Source organism: Falsiroseomonas oleicola (assembly GCF_019029495.1).
Classification (GTDB): Bacteria; Pseudomonadota; Alphaproteobacteria; order Acetobacterales; family Acetobacteraceae; genus Falsiroseomonas; species Falsiroseomonas oleicola.
In genome coordinates, this window is record NZ_JAERQM010000004.1 from 24,369 (window position 1) to 42,284 (window position 17,916).

Annotated in this window: 20 protein-coding genes; 16 read left to right on the forward strand and 4 right to left on the reverse strand. The window is 68.3% G+C overall.

Annotated elements, in window-relative coordinates; genetic code table 11:
- The 8 genes from JJQ90_RS13890 to JJQ90_RS13925 all read left to right on the forward strand — a co-directional run bounded on the left by JJQ90_RS13890 (nucleotide 1) and on the right by JJQ90_RS13925 (nucleotide 8,204).
- Complete coding sequence (locus JJQ90_RS13890; RefSeq protein WP_230410681.1) at nucleotides 1-765, forward strand: SDR family NAD(P)-dependent oxidoreductase; 765 nt, start codon at nucleotides 1-3, stop codon at nucleotides 763-765.
- Nucleotides 762-1,835 carry a LacI family DNA-binding transcriptional regulator gene (locus JJQ90_RS13895; RefSeq protein ID WP_216876391.1) on the forward strand — a complete coding sequence of 358 codons (1,074 nt, stop codon included), beginning with the start codon at nucleotides 762-764 and terminating at the stop codon, nucleotides 1,833-1,835. Before JJQ90_RS13890 ends, JJQ90_RS13895 begins: the two co-directional genes overlap by 4 nt.
- A gap of 114 nt (nucleotides 1,836-1,949) precedes the next feature.
- On the forward strand, nucleotides 1,950-3,263 hold the full coding sequence (locus tag JJQ90_RS13900; RefSeq protein ID WP_216876393.1) for an ABC transporter substrate-binding protein: 1,314 nt from the start codon (nucleotides 1,950-1,952) through the stop codon (nucleotides 3,261-3,263).
- A 6-nt stretch (nucleotides 3,264-3,269) separates the two neighbouring features.
- A complete protein-coding gene (locus tag JJQ90_RS13905; protein ID WP_216876395.1) occupies nucleotides 3,270-4,151 on the forward strand; it encodes a carbohydrate ABC transporter permease in 882 nt (293 codons plus the stop codon).
- Nucleotides 4,148-4,993 (forward strand): carbohydrate ABC transporter permease, encoded by an 846-nt coding sequence (locus JJQ90_RS13910; protein ID WP_216876397.1) that lies wholly within the window; start codon nucleotides 4,148-4,150, stop codon nucleotides 4,991-4,993. Before JJQ90_RS13905 ends, JJQ90_RS13910 begins: the two co-directional genes overlap by 4 nt.
- A gap of 6 nt (nucleotides 4,994-4,999) precedes the next feature.
- A complete protein-coding gene (locus tag JJQ90_RS13915; protein WP_216876398.1) occupies nucleotides 5,000-6,061 on the forward strand; it encodes an ABC transporter ATP-binding protein in 1,062 nt (353 codons plus the stop codon).
- Between the two features lie 5 nt (nucleotides 6,062-6,066).
- Nucleotides 6,067-7,065: a cupin domain-containing protein gene (locus tag JJQ90_RS13920; RefSeq protein WP_216876399.1), complete on the forward strand. Its 999-nt coding sequence runs from the start codon at nucleotides 6,067-6,069 to the stop codon at nucleotides 7,063-7,065.
- An 11-nt stretch (nucleotides 7,066-7,076) separates the two neighbouring features.
- On the forward strand, nucleotides 7,077-8,204 hold the full coding sequence (locus tag JJQ90_RS13925) for a cobalamin-independent methionine synthase II family protein (protein WP_216876400.1): 1,128 nt from the start codon (nucleotides 7,077-7,079) through the stop codon (nucleotides 8,202-8,204).
- Nucleotides 8,205-8,605: 401 nt separating this feature from the next.
- Here the strand turns inward: JJQ90_RS13925 and JJQ90_RS13930 are convergent, their stop codons facing one another.
- The gene (locus tag JJQ90_RS13930; protein WP_216876401.1) at nucleotides 8,606-9,271 is read right to left on the reverse strand and encodes a hypothetical protein; all 666 of its coding nucleotides are present in this window, start codon (nucleotides 9,269-9,271) and stop codon (nucleotides 8,606-8,608) included.
- 18 nt (nucleotides 9,272-9,289) lie between these two features.
- On the opposite strand from JJQ90_RS13930, the gene JJQ90_RS13935 reads away from it, so the two are divergent.
- Nucleotides 9,290-9,880, forward strand: a complete 591-nt coding sequence (locus tag JJQ90_RS13935) for an AAA family ATPase (RefSeq protein ID WP_216876402.1) — start codon at nucleotides 9,290-9,292, stop codon at nucleotides 9,878-9,880.
- Nucleotides 9,881-9,910: 30 nt separating this feature from the next.
- On the opposite strand, the gene JJQ90_RS13940 is transcribed toward JJQ90_RS13935, so the two are convergent.
- Entirely contained in the window at nucleotides 9,911-10,060 is a 150-nt protein-coding gene (locus JJQ90_RS13940) for an SDR family oxidoreductase (RefSeq protein WP_230410682.1), read from the reverse strand.
- Nucleotides 10,061-10,186: 126 nt separating this feature from the next.
- A complete protein-coding gene (locus JJQ90_RS13945) occupies nucleotides 10,187-11,023 on the reverse strand; it encodes an alpha/beta fold hydrolase (RefSeq protein WP_216876403.1) in 837 nt (278 codons plus the stop codon).
- Here JJQ90_RS13945 and JJQ90_RS13950 point away from each other — a divergent pair.
- A complete protein-coding gene (locus JJQ90_RS13950) occupies nucleotides 11,007-11,306 on the forward strand; it encodes a hypothetical protein (RefSeq protein WP_216876404.1) in 300 nt (99 codons plus the stop codon). The genes JJQ90_RS13945 and JJQ90_RS13950 overlap by 17 nt on opposite strands.
- Before the next feature lie 105 nt (nucleotides 11,307-11,411).
- On the opposite strand, the gene JJQ90_RS13955 is transcribed toward JJQ90_RS13950, so the two are convergent.
- On the reverse strand, nucleotides 11,412-12,344 hold the full coding sequence (locus JJQ90_RS13955) for a BKACE family enzyme (RefSeq protein ID WP_216876405.1): 933 nt from the start codon (nucleotides 12,342-12,344) through the stop codon (nucleotides 11,412-11,414).
- 148 nt (nucleotides 12,345-12,492) lie between these two features.
- Between JJQ90_RS13955 and JJQ90_RS13960 the strand changes: the two genes are divergently transcribed.
- The 6 genes from JJQ90_RS13960 (at nucleotide 12,493) to JJQ90_RS13985 (ending at nucleotide 17,906) form a co-directional block, all read left to right on the forward strand.
- On the forward strand, nucleotides 12,493-13,350 hold the full coding sequence (locus JJQ90_RS13960) for an IclR family transcriptional regulator (RefSeq protein ID WP_216876407.1): 858 nt from the start codon (nucleotides 12,493-12,495) through the stop codon (nucleotides 13,348-13,350).
- Between the two features lie 124 nt (nucleotides 13,351-13,474).
- Nucleotides 13,475-14,443 carry a Bug family tripartite tricarboxylate transporter substrate binding protein gene (locus tag JJQ90_RS13965; RefSeq protein ID WP_216876409.1) on the forward strand — a complete coding sequence of 323 codons (969 nt, stop codon included), beginning with the start codon at nucleotides 13,475-13,477 and terminating at the stop codon, nucleotides 14,441-14,443.
- 7 nt (nucleotides 14,444-14,450) lie between these two features.
- A complete protein-coding gene (locus JJQ90_RS13970; RefSeq protein WP_216876411.1) occupies nucleotides 14,451-15,422 on the forward strand; it encodes a Bug family tripartite tricarboxylate transporter substrate binding protein in 972 nt (323 codons plus the stop codon).
- Between the two features lie 13 nt (nucleotides 15,423-15,435).
- Entirely contained in the window at nucleotides 15,436-16,047 is a 612-nt protein-coding gene (locus tag JJQ90_RS13975) for a glutathione S-transferase family protein (RefSeq protein WP_216876413.1), read from the forward strand.
- A gap of 24 nt (nucleotides 16,048-16,071) precedes the next feature.
- Nucleotides 16,072-16,995, forward strand: coding sequence for a BKACE family enzyme (locus JJQ90_RS13980; RefSeq protein ID WP_216876415.1), 924 nt, complete (start codon nucleotides 16,072-16,074; stop codon nucleotides 16,993-16,995).
- Between the two features lie 14 nt (nucleotides 16,996-17,009).
- The gene (locus JJQ90_RS13985) at nucleotides 17,010-17,906 is read left to right on the forward strand and encodes an MBL fold metallo-hydrolase (RefSeq protein WP_216876417.1); all 897 of its coding nucleotides are present in this window, start codon (nucleotides 17,010-17,012) and stop codon (nucleotides 17,904-17,906) included.
- The last annotated feature ends 10 nt before the right edge of the window (nucleotides 17,907-17,916 follow it).

Consider the following 17,916-nt stretch of genomic DNA (forward strand, 5'->3'; position numbering starts at 1 on the left):
ATGGCGCTGCCCCGCACCCCCTCCTTTCGCCTCGATGGCCGCCGCGCCCTGGTGACGGGCGCTGGCCGTGGAATCGGCCTGGCCGCCGCCGCGGCGCTGGCGGAGGCCGGCGCGCATGTCGTGCTCGCCGCCCGCTCGCGCGAGGAGATCGAGGCGGCGGCCGCGGAGATTCGCGCCGAGGGCGGCAGTGCGGAGGCGCTGGTGCTGGATGTCGCGGATATCGAGCGTGCGGCGGCGCAGATCGCCGCACAGCCACCCTTCCACGCGCTGGTGAACAATGCCGGCACCAACCGCCCCGCCGCCTTCCAGGACGTGACTCCGGCGGATTTCGACGCGGTCATGGCGCTGAACCTGCGCGCGGCCTTCTTCGTGGCGCAGGCTGTGGCGCGCGGCATGATCGCGGCGGAAATCCCCGGCGCCATCCTGCATGTCTCCTCGCAGATGGGCCATGTCGGCGGCGCGCGGCGCAGCGTCTACTGCGCCTCCAAATGGGCGATCGAGGGCGTGGCGCGCGCCATGGCGATCGACCTGGCGCCGCATGGCATCCGCGTGAACACGCTGTGCCCCACCTTCATCGAGACGCCGATGACCCGGCCCTTCCTGCAGGATGAGGGTTTCCGCAGCCAGGTGATGCAGAAGATCAAACTCGGCCGACTCGGCCAGGTGGAGGATCTGATGGGCGCCATCCTGTTCCTGTGTTCCGATGCGGCCTCGCTGATGACCGGCTCCTCCGTCCTGGTGGATGGCGGCTGGACGGCGGGATGACTCGGAAGCGGCACGCCACGGCGACCGATGTCGCCCGCCTCGCCGGCGTCTCGCAATCCGCCGTCAGTCGCGCCTTCACGCCGGGCGCCTCCATCGCGGAGGAAACCCGCGCGCGTGTGGCGGAGGCGGCGCGCCAGCTCGGCTATCGCCCCAATGCCATCGCGCGGTCGCTGACCACGCGGCGCAGCCGCATCATCGGCGTCGCCGCCAGCTATCTGCAGAACCACTTCTACCCGGATGTGCTGGAGGCGCTGTCGCGCGGATTGCAGGCGCGCGGCTACCAGATGCTGCTCTTCATGCCCGATGCGGGCCGCCATGCGGATCCGCAATTGCAGGAGGTGCTGGCCTGGCGCGTGGATGCGCTGATCCTTGCCTCCACCACACTGTCCTCCGCCCTGGCGGATCAGTGCCAGGCGGCGGGCATTCCCGTGCTGCTGTTCAACCGCACCAGCCGAGCGCCCAGCGTTTCCTCCGTTACCGGCGAGAATCTGCGCGGCGGGCGGTTGATCGCGGAATTCCTGGTGGCCAGTGGCCACCGGCGGCTCGGCTTCCTCGCCGGCATCGAGAATTCCTCCACCAGCCGGGACCGCGAAAGCGGATTTTGCGGGTGGCTCCAGGAGAACGGCCATCCGCCTCCGCTGCGCGAAGTCGGGCTGTACCAGTTTGAAGAAGCCGCTGCGGCCGCGCGTCGGCTGCTGGCGCGGCCGGACCGGCCGGATGCGATCTTCTGCGGCAACGATCATATGGCGACCGCGGTGGCAGAAGTTGCGCGCCACGAATTCGGGCTGCGGATTCCGCGCGACCTGTCGCTGGTCGGCTTTGACGATACCGGGCCCGCGCGCTGGCCCAGCTTCTCCCTGACCTCCTTCTCCCAGCCGGTGCAGCCGATGGTGGATGCCACCGTCGCCCTCGTCTGCGAAATGATCGAGGACCCCGCGACGCCCACGCGGCATGAGGTGGTGCGGGGCGAGCTGGTGGTGCGCGGCTCCGCCCGCATGCCGCCGGAGGGCTGCGTCAGCCTGGCGGAACAGCTGGTCTGGCGGCCGGTTCGGAACGACATCACGGGTTGAGGCTTGCCAGCAAGGGAAACACGCGGTTAGGGTTGCATGCGTATGCAAGCGCCGGCCAAGCCGGACAAAAATCGGCGCGGCAGCCAGCCGACGCCAAGGGAGGAGGGACCGACCATGGCGATCCGCCGTCGTGAAGTTTTGGCCGCTGCCGGAGGCGCCGCACTCGCGGCGGCCATGCCGGTCCGTGCCTCCGTCACCGCGACGCCGGGCCTGCGCCCCGGCAAGCCCTTTGCGGGGCAGGAGCTGAAGGTGCTCTGCGTGGTCTCCTCGCAGTTCCGGGCGCATGAGGCGCGGCTGGCCGCTTTCACCGAGCAGACCGGCATCACCGCGAAATACACCTTCGTGCCCTTCGCCAGCATGCGGGAGGCGCTGACGGCCGAGATGGTCGGCGGCGGCGGCGACTACGACCTGGCCATCGCCATGGACCAGTGGGTCGCGTCCCTGAACAACCTGTTCGACCCGATCGACGACCTGGTTCGCGCCAAATCCATCCCGCTGGATCGCTGGCCGGAGGCGCATCTGCGGCAGGGCCGCTACGACGGCAAGCTGCTCGGCCTGCCCAGCCGCGGCCATGTGCAGCTGCTGTTCTACCGGCGCGACCTTTTCGAGAAGCACAATCTGACGGTCCCAGCGACCTGGGATGCGCTGGTCGAGACTGCCAAGGCGGTCCAGGAGAAGGAGAGCGGCATCGCCGGCGTCTCCGTGCCCTATGGCCGCGGCAACGGCCAGAACCTGATGGTCTGGTACAATTTCCTCTGGGGCCGCGGCGCCAGTCTGTTCGATGAACGCGGCCAGCCCGCCTTCAACAGCACCGCCGGCCTGCAATCCGTGCAGGACTATGTGGACCTGCTGCGCCGCCATCGCGTGGTGCCGGCCGGCGCCCTGTCCTTCACGGAACAGGACGCGGTGAACAGCATGGGCCAGGGCAATGCGGCGATGCTGCCGGTGTGGTGGTGGGTGCGCTCCACCTTGGTGAACCCGCAATCCAGCCGGCTGACGGAAAGCCAGATCGGCTTCGCGCCGATGCCGTCCTATGAAGGCCGTCCGCGCACCACCTTCACCAACACCTGGGTCTGGGGCATCCCGCGCCGGTCGCGGCGCAAGGAGGCAGCGGCGGAGCTGCTGACCTGGATCGCCAACCCGGCGCTGGAGCGCGAGGTGCTGCTCGACCCGCGCGAGAATGACGTGGTCGCCGTGATGCAGCCGAACCTGCTGGATGAGGCGGTGAACGCGCGCTTCGGCGGGATGCACCGCTTCGCCGCGGAGGGCCTGGCACGCACCCAGAGCATCACCTACGGCCCCGAATGGCCGCAGATCAGCGAGGCGCTGGAGACGGCGATGAGCGAGGCGGCGACGGGCACCCGCACAGTGCCGGAAGCCTTCAACGGTGCCGCCGCGCAGGTGCGCCGCATCATCCGCCGCGGCTGACAGCGCATGCAGGACCGCCGGCTCAAATATGTGTTGATCCTGCCGGCGGCCCTGCTGGTGCTGGGCACGACGATCTGGCCGCTGGCCGTGTCGCTGGTCACCAGCTTCCGGGATTGGCGGCTGACACGGTCGCTGACGCCCGGACCCTTCATCGGCCCGGAGCACTACGTCACCGCGCTGACCGACGACCCGGATTTCGCCAATGCGCTTCAGGTGACGGCGAGCTTCGTCGCCATCGACGTGGCGCTGACCGTTGTCTGCGCGCTCGGCCTGGCGTTGCTGCTGCGCCGCGCCGGCGTGCTGCACAGCCTGACGCGCGCGGTGCTGATCCTGCCCTTCGCCGTCTCCCCCGCTTTGGTCGGTATTTCCTTCCGCTTCATGTTCAATGCGGAGATGGGCGTCTTCACCTGGCTGGCCGGGGCGGTGGTGCCCTGGCTCCAGGGCTATGTCTGGTTGGCGGACCCGGTGGCCGCGCTGCTGGTGCTGGTCTTCTCCGATGCCTGGCGCTGGGTGCCCTATATGACTCTGGTGGTGCTCGGTGGCCTCTCCGCCTTGCCGAAAGAGCCGGAGGAAGCGGCGCGTATCGACTGCGCCAGCGAATGGCAGGTGTTCCGCGACGTGACGCTGCCGGCGCTGATGCCGGTGCTGGCGGTGGTCGCCATCCTCAAGACCGTCTTCGCGCTGAAGATGTTCGACCAGGTGGTGACCTTGACCGGCGGGGGGCCTGGGCAATCCACCGTCACCCTGGCCTATCTCGTCTATTCCATCGCCTTCCGCTGGTACGACATGGGCTATGCCTCCGCCGTCGCCTGGATCCTCACCGCGATGCTGGTCTTCCTGGCGGTCTGGTACATGAAGCTGATCCTGCGCAAGCCGGGTGGCGCATGAACGGGACCCGCGCCACGGCCGCACGCCGCCGCAAGCTGGTGATGAAGGGGCTGGAGAGCGCCATTCTTCTGCTGGCGCTGTTCCTCATCCTGTTCCCCATCGTCTGGATGGCGCTGACCGCCTTCAAGCGGCCGGTCGATCTGTTCGAACTGACGCTGCTGTTCACCCCGACGCTGGACAATTTCCGCACCATCTTCGCAGCCCCCTGGAACATCGGCGCGGCGCTGTGGAACAGCACCGTGGTGGCGGGTCTGACGGTGCTGATCTCCATCCCCTGCTCGACCCTGGCGGCCTATGCCTTCAGCCGCTTCGAGATGCGCTTCAAGGGCGCGCTGTTCTTCACCATCCTGGCGACGCAGTTCATCCCCGCCGTGGTGGTGGTGCTGCCCTTCTACCTGCTGTTCCGCGACCTCGGGCTGCTGGACACGCATCTGGCGCTGGTCATCGTCAACCTCGCCATCGTCACGCCCTTCGCGGTCTGGATGCTGAAGGGCTTTCTGGACGCGGTGCCCACGGAGTCGGAGGAAGCGGCGCTGGTCGATGGCGCGACGCGGCTGCGCGTCATCCTCGACATCGTCGTGCCGATGGTCTGGCCAGGTGTGCTGGTCACCGCCGTGTTCTGCTTCATCCTGACATGGAACGAGTTTCTGTTCGCGCTGATCCTGACGCGTGACAACGCGGTGACCCTGCCGGTCGGAATCACCCGCTTCCGCACGGAGCGCGGCGACCTGTGGGAGCTGATCGCCGCGGCGGGAATCCTGATCTCCATTCCGATGTTCCTTCTGTCCTCCGTCATCCAGCGCCACTTCGTGCGCGGCATGACGGGCGGCGCGGTGAAGTGAGGGCCCATGGCTGACGTAAGCCTGCGCAACCTGACCAAGGCCTGGGGCGGCTTCACCGCCGTGCGCGACCAGTCGCTGGAGATTCGCGACGGGGAGTTCATGGTGCTGCTCGGCCCCTCCGGCTGCGGCAAGACCACGACGATGCGGATGATCGCGGGGCTGGAGGAGCCGACGGCGGGCGACATCCTGATCGGTGGCCAGCGGGTGAACGACCTGCCGCCGCGCGACCGCGACATCGCCATGGTGTTCCAGTCCTACGGCCTCTATCCGCACATGACCGTCGAGGACAATATCGGCTACCCCCTGAAGCTGCGCGGCATCAAGGGCGCGGAACGCGCCGCGCAGGTGCGTGCCGCGGCAGCGAAGGTGGAGCTGGAGCCGCTGCTGCACCGCCGGCCGAAGGAGCTTTCCGGCGGCCAGCGACAGCGCGTGGCGCTGGCGCGCGCCATCGTTCGGCGGCCGACCGTCTTCCTGATGGATGAGCCGCTGTCGAACCTCGACGCCAAGCTCCGCGTCTCGACGCGCGCCGAGATCAAGCATCTGCAGCATGAGCTCGGCGTCACCACCGTCTATGTCACGCACGACCAGATCGAGGCGATGACGCTGGCGCATCGCGTCGCCGTCATGCAGGGCGGCGAGATCCGCCAGCTCGACACGCCGGAGGTGATCTATGACCGCCCGGCCGATCTGTTCGTCGCCGGCTTCATCGGATCGCCGCCGATGAACCTGGTGGATGGCGATCATGCGGATGGCCGTTTCACCGCAGCCGGCGGCTTCCACGCCACGACCGGCGTCGCGCGCCATGGCGGCCGCGCGGTGCTCGGCGTGCGGCCCGAGGATGTCACCGTGGGGCCTGCCGGCAGCGGCGATCTCGACGCCAGCATCTATGCGGTGGAGCTCACCGGCGATGCGGTGCTGGTCACCGTGCAGGCTGGCGCCGCGCGAATCATCGCCAAGGCGGACCGTGCCTGGCGGGCCGAGATCGGCAGCACCGTGGCGCTGCGCCTCGATGCCAGCCGCCTGCATCTGTTCGACGCCGCTTCCACCAAGCGCCTGCAACCGGAATGACCGCCATGCTGAGCACCCGCCTGATCCGCTATGCGGACCTCATCCCCTGCCGCAACGCCTTCGTCGACAGCCGCACGCCGGGCTCCGACGCCAAGGAGAATTTCACCCTCATTGGTCCCGGCGTCAGCGAGAATCCCAATCAGCATGTGCATATCCCCGAAGCGCATGGCTTCAATATCGGCGGTGCGCGCCAGCCGCCGGGCTGCCTGAACAGCCAGCACAGCCATGAGACGGCGGAAGTCTTCATTGCCCATAAGGGCCGCTGGCGCATGATCTTCGGCGTGAATGCCGATGAAGGCGACGTGGTGATGGAGGAAGGCGACACCATCTCCATCCCCACCCATATGTATCGCGGCTTCGAGAATATCGGCACGGAGACCGGCTTCCTGTTCGCCGTGCTCGGCCGCGACAACCCAGGCAAGGTCACCTGGGCACCGCGCGTCTTCGAGCTCGCGCAGCAATACGGCCTGGTGCTGCTGGAAGGCGGCCGGCTGGTGGACACCACGGTCGGGGAAAGCGTGCCTGCGAATGCGGTGCGACAGCAGCCGCCGGGGCCGGAGCAGATCGCGGCGCTGCCCACCCCGCCGGCGGAGCGTCTGCAGGGCTGCGTCATCAAGGCCGGCGACCTGCGCGCCAACCCGAACTCGCCGCTGGCGCGCGAAGGGGTGGAGGAGTTGCCGATCATCGGCCCGGCGAACACCGGCGACGGTTTCGAGCCCGGCCCGCTCATCGGCTGGTGGCCGCATGGCTTCAACCTGCGCGCGCTGCGCCTCGAATCCGGCGCCAGCGTGCCGAGCCATGTGCGGGAGGAGGAGGAGGTGATCTTCGTCCATCGCGGCGTGCTGCAGATCACCACGCCGGAAGGCGAGGTCATCCTCGGCCCGGGCGATACCTTCACCACGCCCAAGGGCCTGCCGCGCGGCTTCCGCGCCAGCTCCTCCAACGGTGTCGCTGCCTATGTCGTGCGCGGTGGCGATGCCCCCGCCGCGCCGCGCTTCATCTGAGGTCGCACCGCATGACCCACATCCGCACCACCCATGTCGGCTCCCTGCCGCGCAGCCAGATCGTCGCCGACTTCCTGTTCGCGCGCGAACGCGAGGAGCCGACCGATCCCGCCGCCTATGACGCCGCGATGGATCATGCGACGCATGAGGTGCTGCGCCGGCAGAAGGCGATCGGCATCGACATCCCCTCGGATGGCGAAACCTCCAAGATCTCCTATGCCACCTACATCAAGGACCGGCTGACGGGCTTCGCCGGCGACAGCCCGCGCCGCATGCCGGCCGATCTCGGGGACTTCCCGGCCTATGCTGAAAAGATCGCGCGCGGCGGCGGCACGCCTACCTATCGGCGGCCGCGCTGCACGGGCCCGATTGGGGTGAAGTCGATGGACCCGTTGGCGCATGACCTTCGGCTGATGCGCCAGGCCCTGGACGGCGCAGGCTACGCCACGGGCTTCATGAACAGCGCTTCGCCCGGCGTCATCGCGCTGTTCCAGCCCTCCGATATTCACCCCGACCTCGACAGCTACATGACGGATCTGGCGGAGGGGATGCGGCATGAATATGAGGGCATTGTCGCCGCCGGCCTCACGTTGCAGATCGATGCGCCGGACCTCGGCCTCGGTCGGCACATGCTGTATCCGGAGCTGACGGAGGATGCATTCCTGCTGCGGGCCGAGCGGCATGTGGAGGTGATCAACCACGCGCTCCGCAACATTGCGCCCGAGCATGTCCGGCTGCACATCTGCTGGGGCAATTACGAGGGGCCGCACACCCGTGACATCGCGCTGGGCCGTGTGCTGCCGGTGCTGCGCAAGCTGCGCATCGGCGGGCTGCTGTTCGAGGCATCGAACCCGCGGCATGCCCATGAGTGGACGGTCTGGCGTGACCAGACGCTGCCGCCGGACTGGGTGCTGATTCCCGGCTGCCTGGACAGCACGACGAACTTCGTCGAGCATCCGGAGCTGGTGGCCCAGCGCATCGAGACCTTCGCCCGGATGGTGGGGCCGGAGCGCGTCATCGCCGGCACCGATTGCGGCTTCGGTACCTTCGCCGGCTATGGCGCGGTGCATGGCGATATCGCCTGGGCGAAGCTGGCCTCGCTGACGGAGGGGGTGCGGATCGCCTCGGCACGTCTGTAGCGATGATGTGGCACCGGTCTGCGAGGCAAATGTGACCGCCGCCTGATCCATCCCACCCGCTCTCCACGCAAGTCAGGGCTGATCCGCCGCACCTTGCCACGGACGAGATCCGCCAGTGCCGGATGGGCGCCACGCTGGATGCGGCGAGGGCGGATGCCGTCTGCGCCGAGCTGATCGACCCGCTGCGGGCCCGCGCCGCGACATGTCCATCGATGAGGCGGGCGTCGCGACGATGCTGCGCCCGCGCGCCACCTATGCCGACCCGCCGCGTCCACTGACCGACGCATGATGCGTTCACCTTCGTGCACGCATCACGGTCCAGCTTCGCCTGATCGGGGCATTCAGACATTTCGGTGATTCCACCTCAGGTCATCCCGCTTTGTCTGGCGCGGACCATAGCGTCAGTTGAGGCGGACGCCGGCGCGGAAAGCAGGATCGAGTTGGCGGTCCTGGTCGATTCGACCAGCGACTCCTGCTGCTCCTGCAAGGCACGAAGCCGATCCAGCAAGGAGGGTGTGGTTATGTCGCGCAGGCCCGCAAGCGTGCCGTCGATCCAGCGCAGTGCGCCGACCAGCGGATCGTCGTCGCGCAGTATCCCGGCACGATCCGCGAGCAGATCGCGCTCTCGGCCATGGGCAGCTGCGCAGGATCGCCTCGGCGGCATCGGCCGCCGCCCGCAGCAGGTGCTCGCAGCCATCGAGCACGAGCAGCCCCCGCCGGCTGCCAAGACAGGCCATCACCGTGCGCAGCGCATCGCCGCCGCCGGTGTCGAGGCCAAGCGCGGTGGCAATGGTCGTCCCGACCAGGCGCGGATCCTCTAGGGGGCCGAGATCGGCCAGCCAGACGCCCTCCTCAGCCCGGCATGCGGCACGGTCGGCGGTGGCGAGTGCCAGCCGTGTCTTGCCCACGCCGCCCGCGCCGACCACGGTGACCAGGCGCGCCTCCCGCAGCTGCGCCGCCAGCCGTTCGAGGTCGGCATCCCGGCCGACCAGCCTGGTCAGCGGGCGCGGCATGACCGCCGTCTGGGGCGGCGCGGCCGTCAGCGAGAATACGCTCCAGGTCCACATCGCCGCCCTTCGCAGCGCGTGCTGCTGGAGACGACCTATGGTCGCGGCTACAGGCTGCTCGGCGACTGGGCGGCTTCTGCTGAAGGCGCGAATGCCGCCGCCAGCCCAGCCGCGCCGCTGACCAACCTGCCGCTTCCCATCTCACGACTTGTTGCGCGGGAGGAAGCGCTGGGCCAGGTCGTGCGGCTGTTGGCCGGCCATCGGCTGGTCACGCTCACCGGCTCACCCGGCATCGGCAAGACGTGCCTGGCGATCGAGGCGGCGCGGCATTACGCGCAGGAAGCAGGGCTCGCGGCATTCCTGGTCGACCTGACCACGGTGGCCGAGCCGCGGCAGGTACCGGGCGCCCTGGCAGAGGTCCTCCTGCCGGGCGGTGAGCCCCGCGTCTGGCAGGCGAAGCAGCTGGCGGAGGCGCTGACGAACAGGACCCTGCTGCTGCTGGATGGCTGCGAGCATGTCGTGGCCGAGACGGCGCGGCTCGTGCACCTCATCGTCACGCGCTGCGCCGGCATCCGGGTGCTGATGACCGGCCGCGACACGTTGCGGATCGACGGGGAGCAGGTTTGGCGCCTTCCGGCGCTGGAGCCGCGGCCGGCGAGGTCGAGGTGACGGAAGCGCGCCTTGCCGCGCACAACCGGCCTACACCGTCGGGACGGTGCCACCATCGATGACATGGTCCGCGCCATGAATGGCCGAGGCCCGGACCAAGGCCAGGAAGGCGATGAGATCCGCGACATCCCCGGGCGCCGCCGGACGGCCGATCGGGATGCCACCCAGCGCCAGCAGCACACCCTTCCGCGGTGGTGAGATCGGCCGCGACCCGCAGCGCGTCCCTGGGATCCTCGGGCGAACTCGGCCTGTGGGGCAGGCGTACCCCCGACGCGATGGCGGATCGCGCCCCTCGTCAATCAGGCGTCAGCGCTTGATGAAGGCCAGGAGGTCCGGATTGATGACATCTGCCTGCGTGGTGCACATGCCGTGCGGGAAGCGCTCATACACCTTCAGCGTGCCGTGCTTCAGCAGACGGACGGCCAGGCACGCCGTGTTGTCGATCGGGACGATCTGGTCATCGTCGCCGTGCATGACCAGCGTCGGCACATCGATGGCGCGGAGGTCGTCGGTAAAGTCGGTCTCCGAGAAGGCCTTGATACCGTCGTAATGGGCCTTCGCTCCGCCGGCCATGCCTTGGCGCCACCAATTGTCGACCACAGGCTGGATGGTCTCCACGCCAGGGCGATTGAAGCCAAAAAAGGGCCCGGCCGGGATATCGTGGAAGAATTTCGAACGATTGGCCGCGAGGCTCGCGCGAAAGCCGTCGAACACCGAAAGCGGCAGGCCGCCGGGGTTCGCCGCGTTCTGCACCATGATCGGCGGTACCGCGCCGATGATGACCAGCTTGGCCACGCGGCCCTGCGGCTGGCCATGCCGCGCGACATAGCGTGTCGCCTCGCCGCCGCCCGTGGAGTGGCCGATATGGACGGCATTGCGCAGGTTCAGGTGTTGCACCACGGCGGCGGCATCGGCCGCGTAGTGATCCATGTCGTGGCCGTCGCTGACCTGGGAGGAACGGCCATGCCCGCGACGGTCATGCGCGATCACCCGGTAGCCTTGACCGAGGAAGTACAGCATCTGGGCATCCCAGTCATCCGACGACAGCGGCCAGCCATGGTGGAAGACGATGGGCTGCGCATCCTTCGGCCCCCAGTCCTTGAAGAAGATCTGGGCGCCATCAGTGGTGGCCACGGTGTTCATGCTCGTCATCCTTTCGGTGGGGGAGGTGGTTGTGGTTGTCATGCCGGCAAGCGCGGCCGGCATGCGGGTGGGCAGCCCGACAAGCAGGCCCGCGCCGCCGGCGAGCAGCGCGCGCCTTTCGGGCCACAGGCCGAGGACCTTTGGCAGCGCCCATCCACGCGAAGGCGCCATTCGATGTGTTGAGACGGATCGGACGCGCATCATCTCCTCGACAGATGATGCGTTGAGTATGCCCACGCCGTTACGCGTCGGCTACAAGATCAGCGTTCTTGATTTCATCTGAAACACGCGCCGAACATGTCCGGCAACTACCACCGCGGCGGCGTTCCAACGCATGCCGATTCGCATCGCGTGGAACACTGCCCTCCCCGAGGCGGAAGACCCTGCTTCAGTGCGCGGCGGATGCCAATGCCGCGAGGCCGAGTTGCGCCCGTGCCTCGGCAGGTGTGGCGATCTCGATATTCAGCGCCTCCAGCACCGTGCGGATGCGCGTCACCTGCTCGGCATTGGACTTGAAGAGCACGCCGGGCCTGTCGAACAGGTTGTCCTCCTGCCCCACGCGCAGATGCGTGCCCATCAGCGCGCCATGGGCCGCCGTGCGGATGTTCACCATGCCGGTGCCGTGGATGAACAGCTGCATCTGGTCGCCGAACAGCCGTTCCGCCGTGCGCTTCATGTGCAGCAGATGGTCGATGTCGGAAGGGATGCCGCCCAGGATGCCGGTCAGGAACTGCACGATGACCGGCCCCTTCAGCGGGTGCCGGTCGAGATGGTAGGCCAGGGTGTAGAGATGCCCGACATCGTAGCATTCGAACTCGATGGCGATGCCGCGCTCATCCAGCAGCTCGATGGTGCGGGCGATCTTGGCGAAGTTGTTGTTGGTGACGACCTCGTAGCTCTTCGCGCCGAAGAAGCTCTCACGCTCCCAGGCATGCTTGTAGTCGACGATGCCCTGCTCCTCGGCCTTGCGGAAATTGCCGTAGTTCATCGAGCCGACGATGACCGTCGCGATTTCCGGCATGCAGGCCATCACGCCCCGCACCCGTTCCTCCGGCGTCGCACCCAGCGAGGCGGACATGTTGACGATGGCGTCGCATTGCGCGCGGATCGGGTCGATGGCGCCGGCCCAGATCTCTGGCTCGTTGGAAGGCTGCCCATCCTGCGGGTCGCGGGCATGCAGGTGCAGCACGGCAGCGCCGGCAGCGGCGGCGGCCACGGCCTGCTCGGCGATCTCGGCCGGGGTGATCGGCAGGTAGGGCGACATGGACGGGGTCATCGAGGCGCCCGTGACGGCGCAGGTGATGATGATCTTCTTGGACATGGACGTTCTCCGGCACGCAGCCGCGCGTGCCAGGTATTTTTAGATAACGACGTTACCTAAAACAAGCCATCATCAAGCCCTGGCCGCGTTTCGCAGAGCGGCACGCGCCGCGTTATATGGCGTGGGTGGGATCCTGAACGGAGTGGGCATGGCCAAGAAAGCGGAGGAATCGGGGGAGCTGGGCCTGAGCCTCGTCACGGTGCGCCGGACGCTGGCGGTGATCGAGATGCTGGCGGATTCCGACGCCGGCATGTCCCTGTCCGACATCGCGCGGCGCCTCGATGTGAACAAGAACATCGCCCTGCGCATCCTGATGACACTGGAGGAAGAAAACTACCTATACCGCCACGTTGAGAGTAAATTCTACTTCGTCGGCTTCAAGGTCAGTAACCTCGGCCTGCGCGTGCTGTCGCGCAACCGCCTGCTGGGCCAATGCCAGCCGGTGCTGCGGCAACTGGCGGATGACTGCGGCGAGCTGGTGCTGTTCTCCGTCCTCGACCAGGGCGAGCCGCGCTGGGTGATGGCCGCGGTCGGCCGCCGCCAGCGGCTGCAGGTCGATCCCGTCACGCCCATGGCGCCCCATGCCACGGCCACCGGCAAGGCCTGGCTCTCCACCCTGCCGGATGACCAGGTGGCGCGGATCGTCGATGGGCGGCTTGAGGCGCTGACGCCCTATACGGTGACGACGCTGGAGGCACTGCTGGCACAACTGGCGGAAATCCGCCGCTCCGGCCTCGCTTTGAGCAATCAGGAGAATGAGGCCGGGATCGCCGCCATCGCCACGCCCATCTGGACCGCCGCCGACGCCGCGGAGGCCAAGGCCCGCCGCTGCGTCGGCTTCGTCAGCATCACCGCCCCCATCTCCCGCGCCACGCCGGAGGATTTCAACCGCTTCGGCGGGCTGGTCCGCGACTGCGCGGCACGGCTCGGCGATGCCTGGCCGCTGCCCGAGGCCGAATCCTTCGCCCCCAGCCAGAGCCTGATGCCGCATGGCCTGATCGTCTGAGCGCCTTGATGAGCCGTTGACCCCGGCCTCCGCGACAGATTAGGGTAACGACGTTATCCATAATCGGTGGCGAGCGCCGCCGGACGCCCGGCACGAAGACCGGGCGGCGCAAGGGGGACGGACCATGAGGAATTGGGCGCGCACCACATTGGTGTTCGCGGTGCTGCTGGCTGCGCTGCACAGCCTGCCGGCCGCCGCACAGGCGAACTGGGACCCGCGGCGGTCGGTCCGCATCATCATCGGCTTCGGCGCCGGTGGCACCACGGACGTCATCGGCCGTGCCGTCGCCAAGGTGATCGAGAACCAGCGCGGCTGGACCGTCATCACAGAGAACAAGGGCGGCGCCGGCGGCACCATCGCCGCGACGGAGATCCGCAACATCCGGCCGGACGGCATGACCATCGGCCTGTTCTCCACCTCCGTCTTCGGGCTCGACCCCTATATCTCCGACCATCCGCGCTACATGCCGGATGACTTCGACTATCTCGGCACCATCGGCTCCATCGAATATGCGCTGGTCGCCGGCCGGGCGAGCCCGATCACCGATATCGCCAGCATGGTCGCCACCGCGCGTTCGCGCGGCTTCATCACGCTGAGCGCGACGGGGCGCCTGCAGGAACTGGTGGCCGGTCGCATGGCGCGGCAGTTCGGCATCGAGATCGTCTCCGTGCAGACAAGGGGTTCGGCGGAATCGCTGCAACTCGTGCTCGGTGGCCATGCCGATGTGACGATCTCGGGCGGCGTGCATGTGCCGGCCGTTCTGTCGGGCGACATCCGCTCGATCGGCGCGATCACCGACGAGCGCCACGGCTATGCGCCGGATGTCCGCACGCTGCGCGAACAGGGCGTGGACATCTCGCTGCGCAACTTCTTCATGTATGCCGGCCCGCGCAACCTGCCGCCGGAAATCCGGGCGACCTGGGAAGCCGCCATCGACCAGGCGGTGGCCTCGCCGGAAGTCGCCCGGGCCGCGCGGCAGGCCTACAGCACCCGCGGCAATCTGGGCGGCGTGGCATCGGCCGAGGAAATCCGCACGCAGTCGCTGCTCTGGCGCCGCTGGATCGCCGAGGCCGCACCCCAGGCGACACGGTGATCCGATGATGATGCGACGATCGCTGCTGGCCGGCGCGGCCCTGGCGGGTTGCGCGGCCATGGGCGCCCAGGCGCAGCCCGCCGCCTACCCGAACCGCCCGATCCGCTGGGTGGTGCCCTTCGGGGCCGGTGGCGGCGCCGATGTGATGGCCCGGCTGCTGGCCGAGGAGGCCGCGCCACGCTTGGGCCAGCCCATCGTGATCGAGAACCGGCCGGGCCAGGCCGGCGTCGTCGGCGCGGCGCATGTGGCGCAGTCGGCGCCGGATGGCCACAGCATCCTGATCGGCACGCCGGGCGTGCAGATGACCAACCCCTTCCTGTTCTCCCGCCTGCCCTACGACCCGGTCCACGGCTTCAGCCTGATCGTGCAGCTGGCGCAGGCCCCGAATGTGCTGGTGGTGCATCCTTCGCTGCCGGTGCGGGACGTCGCGGGGCTGATCGCCTATGCGAAGGCCAATCCGGACCGGCTGAGCTTCGCCAGCACCGGCCCCGGCTCCACCAGCCATCTGGGCATGGAGCTGTTCATGAGCCAGGCCGGGCTGCGCATGGAACATGTGCCCTATCGCAGTTCCGCCCAGGGGCTGATCGACCTGGTCGCCGGCCGCGTGCAGGTGGCGAATGATGGCACCACGCTGATGATGCCGCCGGTGCTGGAAGGCCAGCTCCGGGTGCTCGGCATCTCCACCCTGCAACGCTCCGCGGACATGCCGGAGGTGCCGGCGATCGCGGAGACGCTGCCCGGCTTCGAATCCTCCTCCCTGCTCTATCTCGCCGGGCCGGCCGGCCTGCCGCCGGCGGTGCTGGCGCGGCTGAACGCGGTGTTCAACGAGGTGCTGCGCCTGCCGCGCATCCGCGAGCGCTTCCGCGCCATGGGAACCATTCCCGCGGGCGGCACGCCGGAAGCGCTGGCGGCGGCGATCGAGGAAGGACGCGCCAAGTGGCGGCAGGTCATCGAACGCGCCGGGGTGAGGCTGGATTGATGGTCCGCGAAACATGATGAGGCTGTTCTGGTCCTCCCGCTCCCCCTTCGCGCGGAAGGTGATGGTCGCGGCGCATGAGCTGGGCGTCGCGGAACGCATCGCGCTCGACCGCGTCGTCGTCTCCGCCACCGCCTGCCAGGCGCAGGTGATGGCGCATAACCCGCTCAGCCAGATTCCGACCCTGCTTTTGGCGGATGGCACGGCGCTCTTCGATTCCGCCGTCATCGTCGAATGGCTGGACCGCCATCACGGCCCGCATCGCCTGCTGCCGGAGGAGGTCGGGCCGCGCTTCGCGGTGCTGCGTCTGCAGGCGCTGGGCGACGGCATCATGGAGAATTCCGTCCGGCGGCTCGGCGAGAATCTGCGTGGCCCGCTCGCCTCCGCGCCCCATGCCGCCGCCCATGGCCTCAAGATCGCCGCCGCGCTGGATCGGCTGGAGCCTGAGGTGGCGGGGCTGGAGGCGGTGACCGCGGGCAGCATCGCCATCGGCTGCGCCCTGGCGCATCTCGATTTCCGCCACGCCACGCTGGCATGGCGCGACGGGCGGCCCGCCCTGGCGGCCTGGCATGCCCGGTTTTCCGAACGTCCCGCGATGCGTGCCACCGCCTATCGCGACGAACACTGAGCCCGACTTCAGAAGGAACACGACGTGGCCAAGCCGAAGAAGAACGTCATCATCACCTGCGCCGTCACCGGCGCGACGCTCACCCCCTCCATGTCGCCGCATCTGCCGGTGAAGGCGGAGGACATGATCACCCAATCCGTCGAGGCCGCGCAGGCCGGCGCCGCCATCCTGCATTTCCATGCGCGCGATCCGAAGGACGGCCGCCCGACCAACGACCCCGCCATCTGGCAGAGCTTCATCCCGCAGGTCCGCGCGCAATGCGACGCGGTGATCAACATGTCCTGCTCGATGGGCAACACCGCGGAGGATCGCGCCTCCGCCGCCATGGTGATGCGGCCGGAGATCGCCACGGTGATCGTGGGCTCGATGAATTACGGCCGCTTCAAGAAGGCGCAGGACCAGGGCACCACGGAATTCCAGCATGAATGGGAACGGGAATTCTACGGCCCCGCCTCGCACCACATCGTCACCCAGAACACCTTCGCCAAGATCGACCGCCTGATCGACATCTTCCTGGAGCAGGGATTCCTGATGGAGTTCGAGTGCTACGATGTCGGGCACCTCTATATCCTCGAACACCATCTGAAGACAAAGAAGCTGCCGCGGCCGATCATCGTGCAGTTCCTCACCGGCATCCTCGGCGGCATCCCCTCCGACATCGACCATCTGCTGCACATGAAGCGCACGACGGAACGGCTGTTCGGGGAGGAGACGGTGATCTTCACGCATGGCACCGGCCCCGACAACATGCGGGCGGCGGCCTATGGCGCGCTGATGGGCACCAATGTGCGCATCGGGCAGGAGGACAACGTCACGGAACGCCCGGGCCGGCTCTTCAAGTCGAATGCCGAGCAGGTGCATAAGATCCGCCGCATCCTGGAGGAGTTCGACATCGGCATCGCGACGCCGCAGGAGGCGCGCCAGCGCCTCGGCCTGCCGACGCCATAACGGGGACGGCGGCCATGACCGGCGAGGCGATGCGACAGGTGGCAGGCGTGTACCATCGCCGCGTCGGCGATATCAGCGTCACCGCCCTGCATGACGGGCACCAGGACGTGGCGATGAGCACCGTGCTGGGGATTCCGGCGGAGGAGGCTGCGGCGATGCTGCGCGCCGCCTTCCGCCCGGTGCCACGGCGCACCGCGGTGAATGGCTTCCTGATCCGCAACGGCGATCGCATCGCGCTGGTCGATACCGGCTGCGGGCCGGCGAAGCCCACGGTGGGTTTCCTGGCCACGAACCTCGCCGCCGCCGGCGTGGCGCCGGCCCAGGTGGACACGGTGCTGATGACGCATCTGCACCCCGACCATGTCGGCGGCTTGTCGGACAGGCAGGGCAGGGCGCTGTTTCCCAGGGCCGTGCTGCATCTGCATGCCGATGAACATGCCTATTGGCACGACGATGTCGCGATGATGCGCGTGGCGGATCCGGCGCGTCGCCAGATGTTCTTCGGCGACGCCCGCGCGCATCTCGCGCCCTATCGTGACCGGACGCAGCTTTTCACCGGCGGCGAGGTCTTTCCCGGTGTCACGGCCGTGCCGCTGCCCGGCCACACGCCGGGCCATAGCGGATTCATGCTGGCCTCGGGCGGTGAGTCGCTGCTCATCTGGGGCGACATCGTGCATGTGCAGGAGCTGCAGGTGCCGCGGCCCGAGGTCACCATGATGGTCGATGTGGATCCCGCGCAGGCGCAGCAGACGCGCCGCCGGCTGTTCGACCGCCTGGCAGCCGATCGTCAGGCCTTCGCCGGGATGCATCTGCATTTTCCCGCGATGGCGCATCTGGCACGCGAGGGCGACGGATACCGGCTGGTGCCCGACGCCTGGTCACTCGATCTGCACGGCGACGCGCCGCGCTGAATGCAAAGGG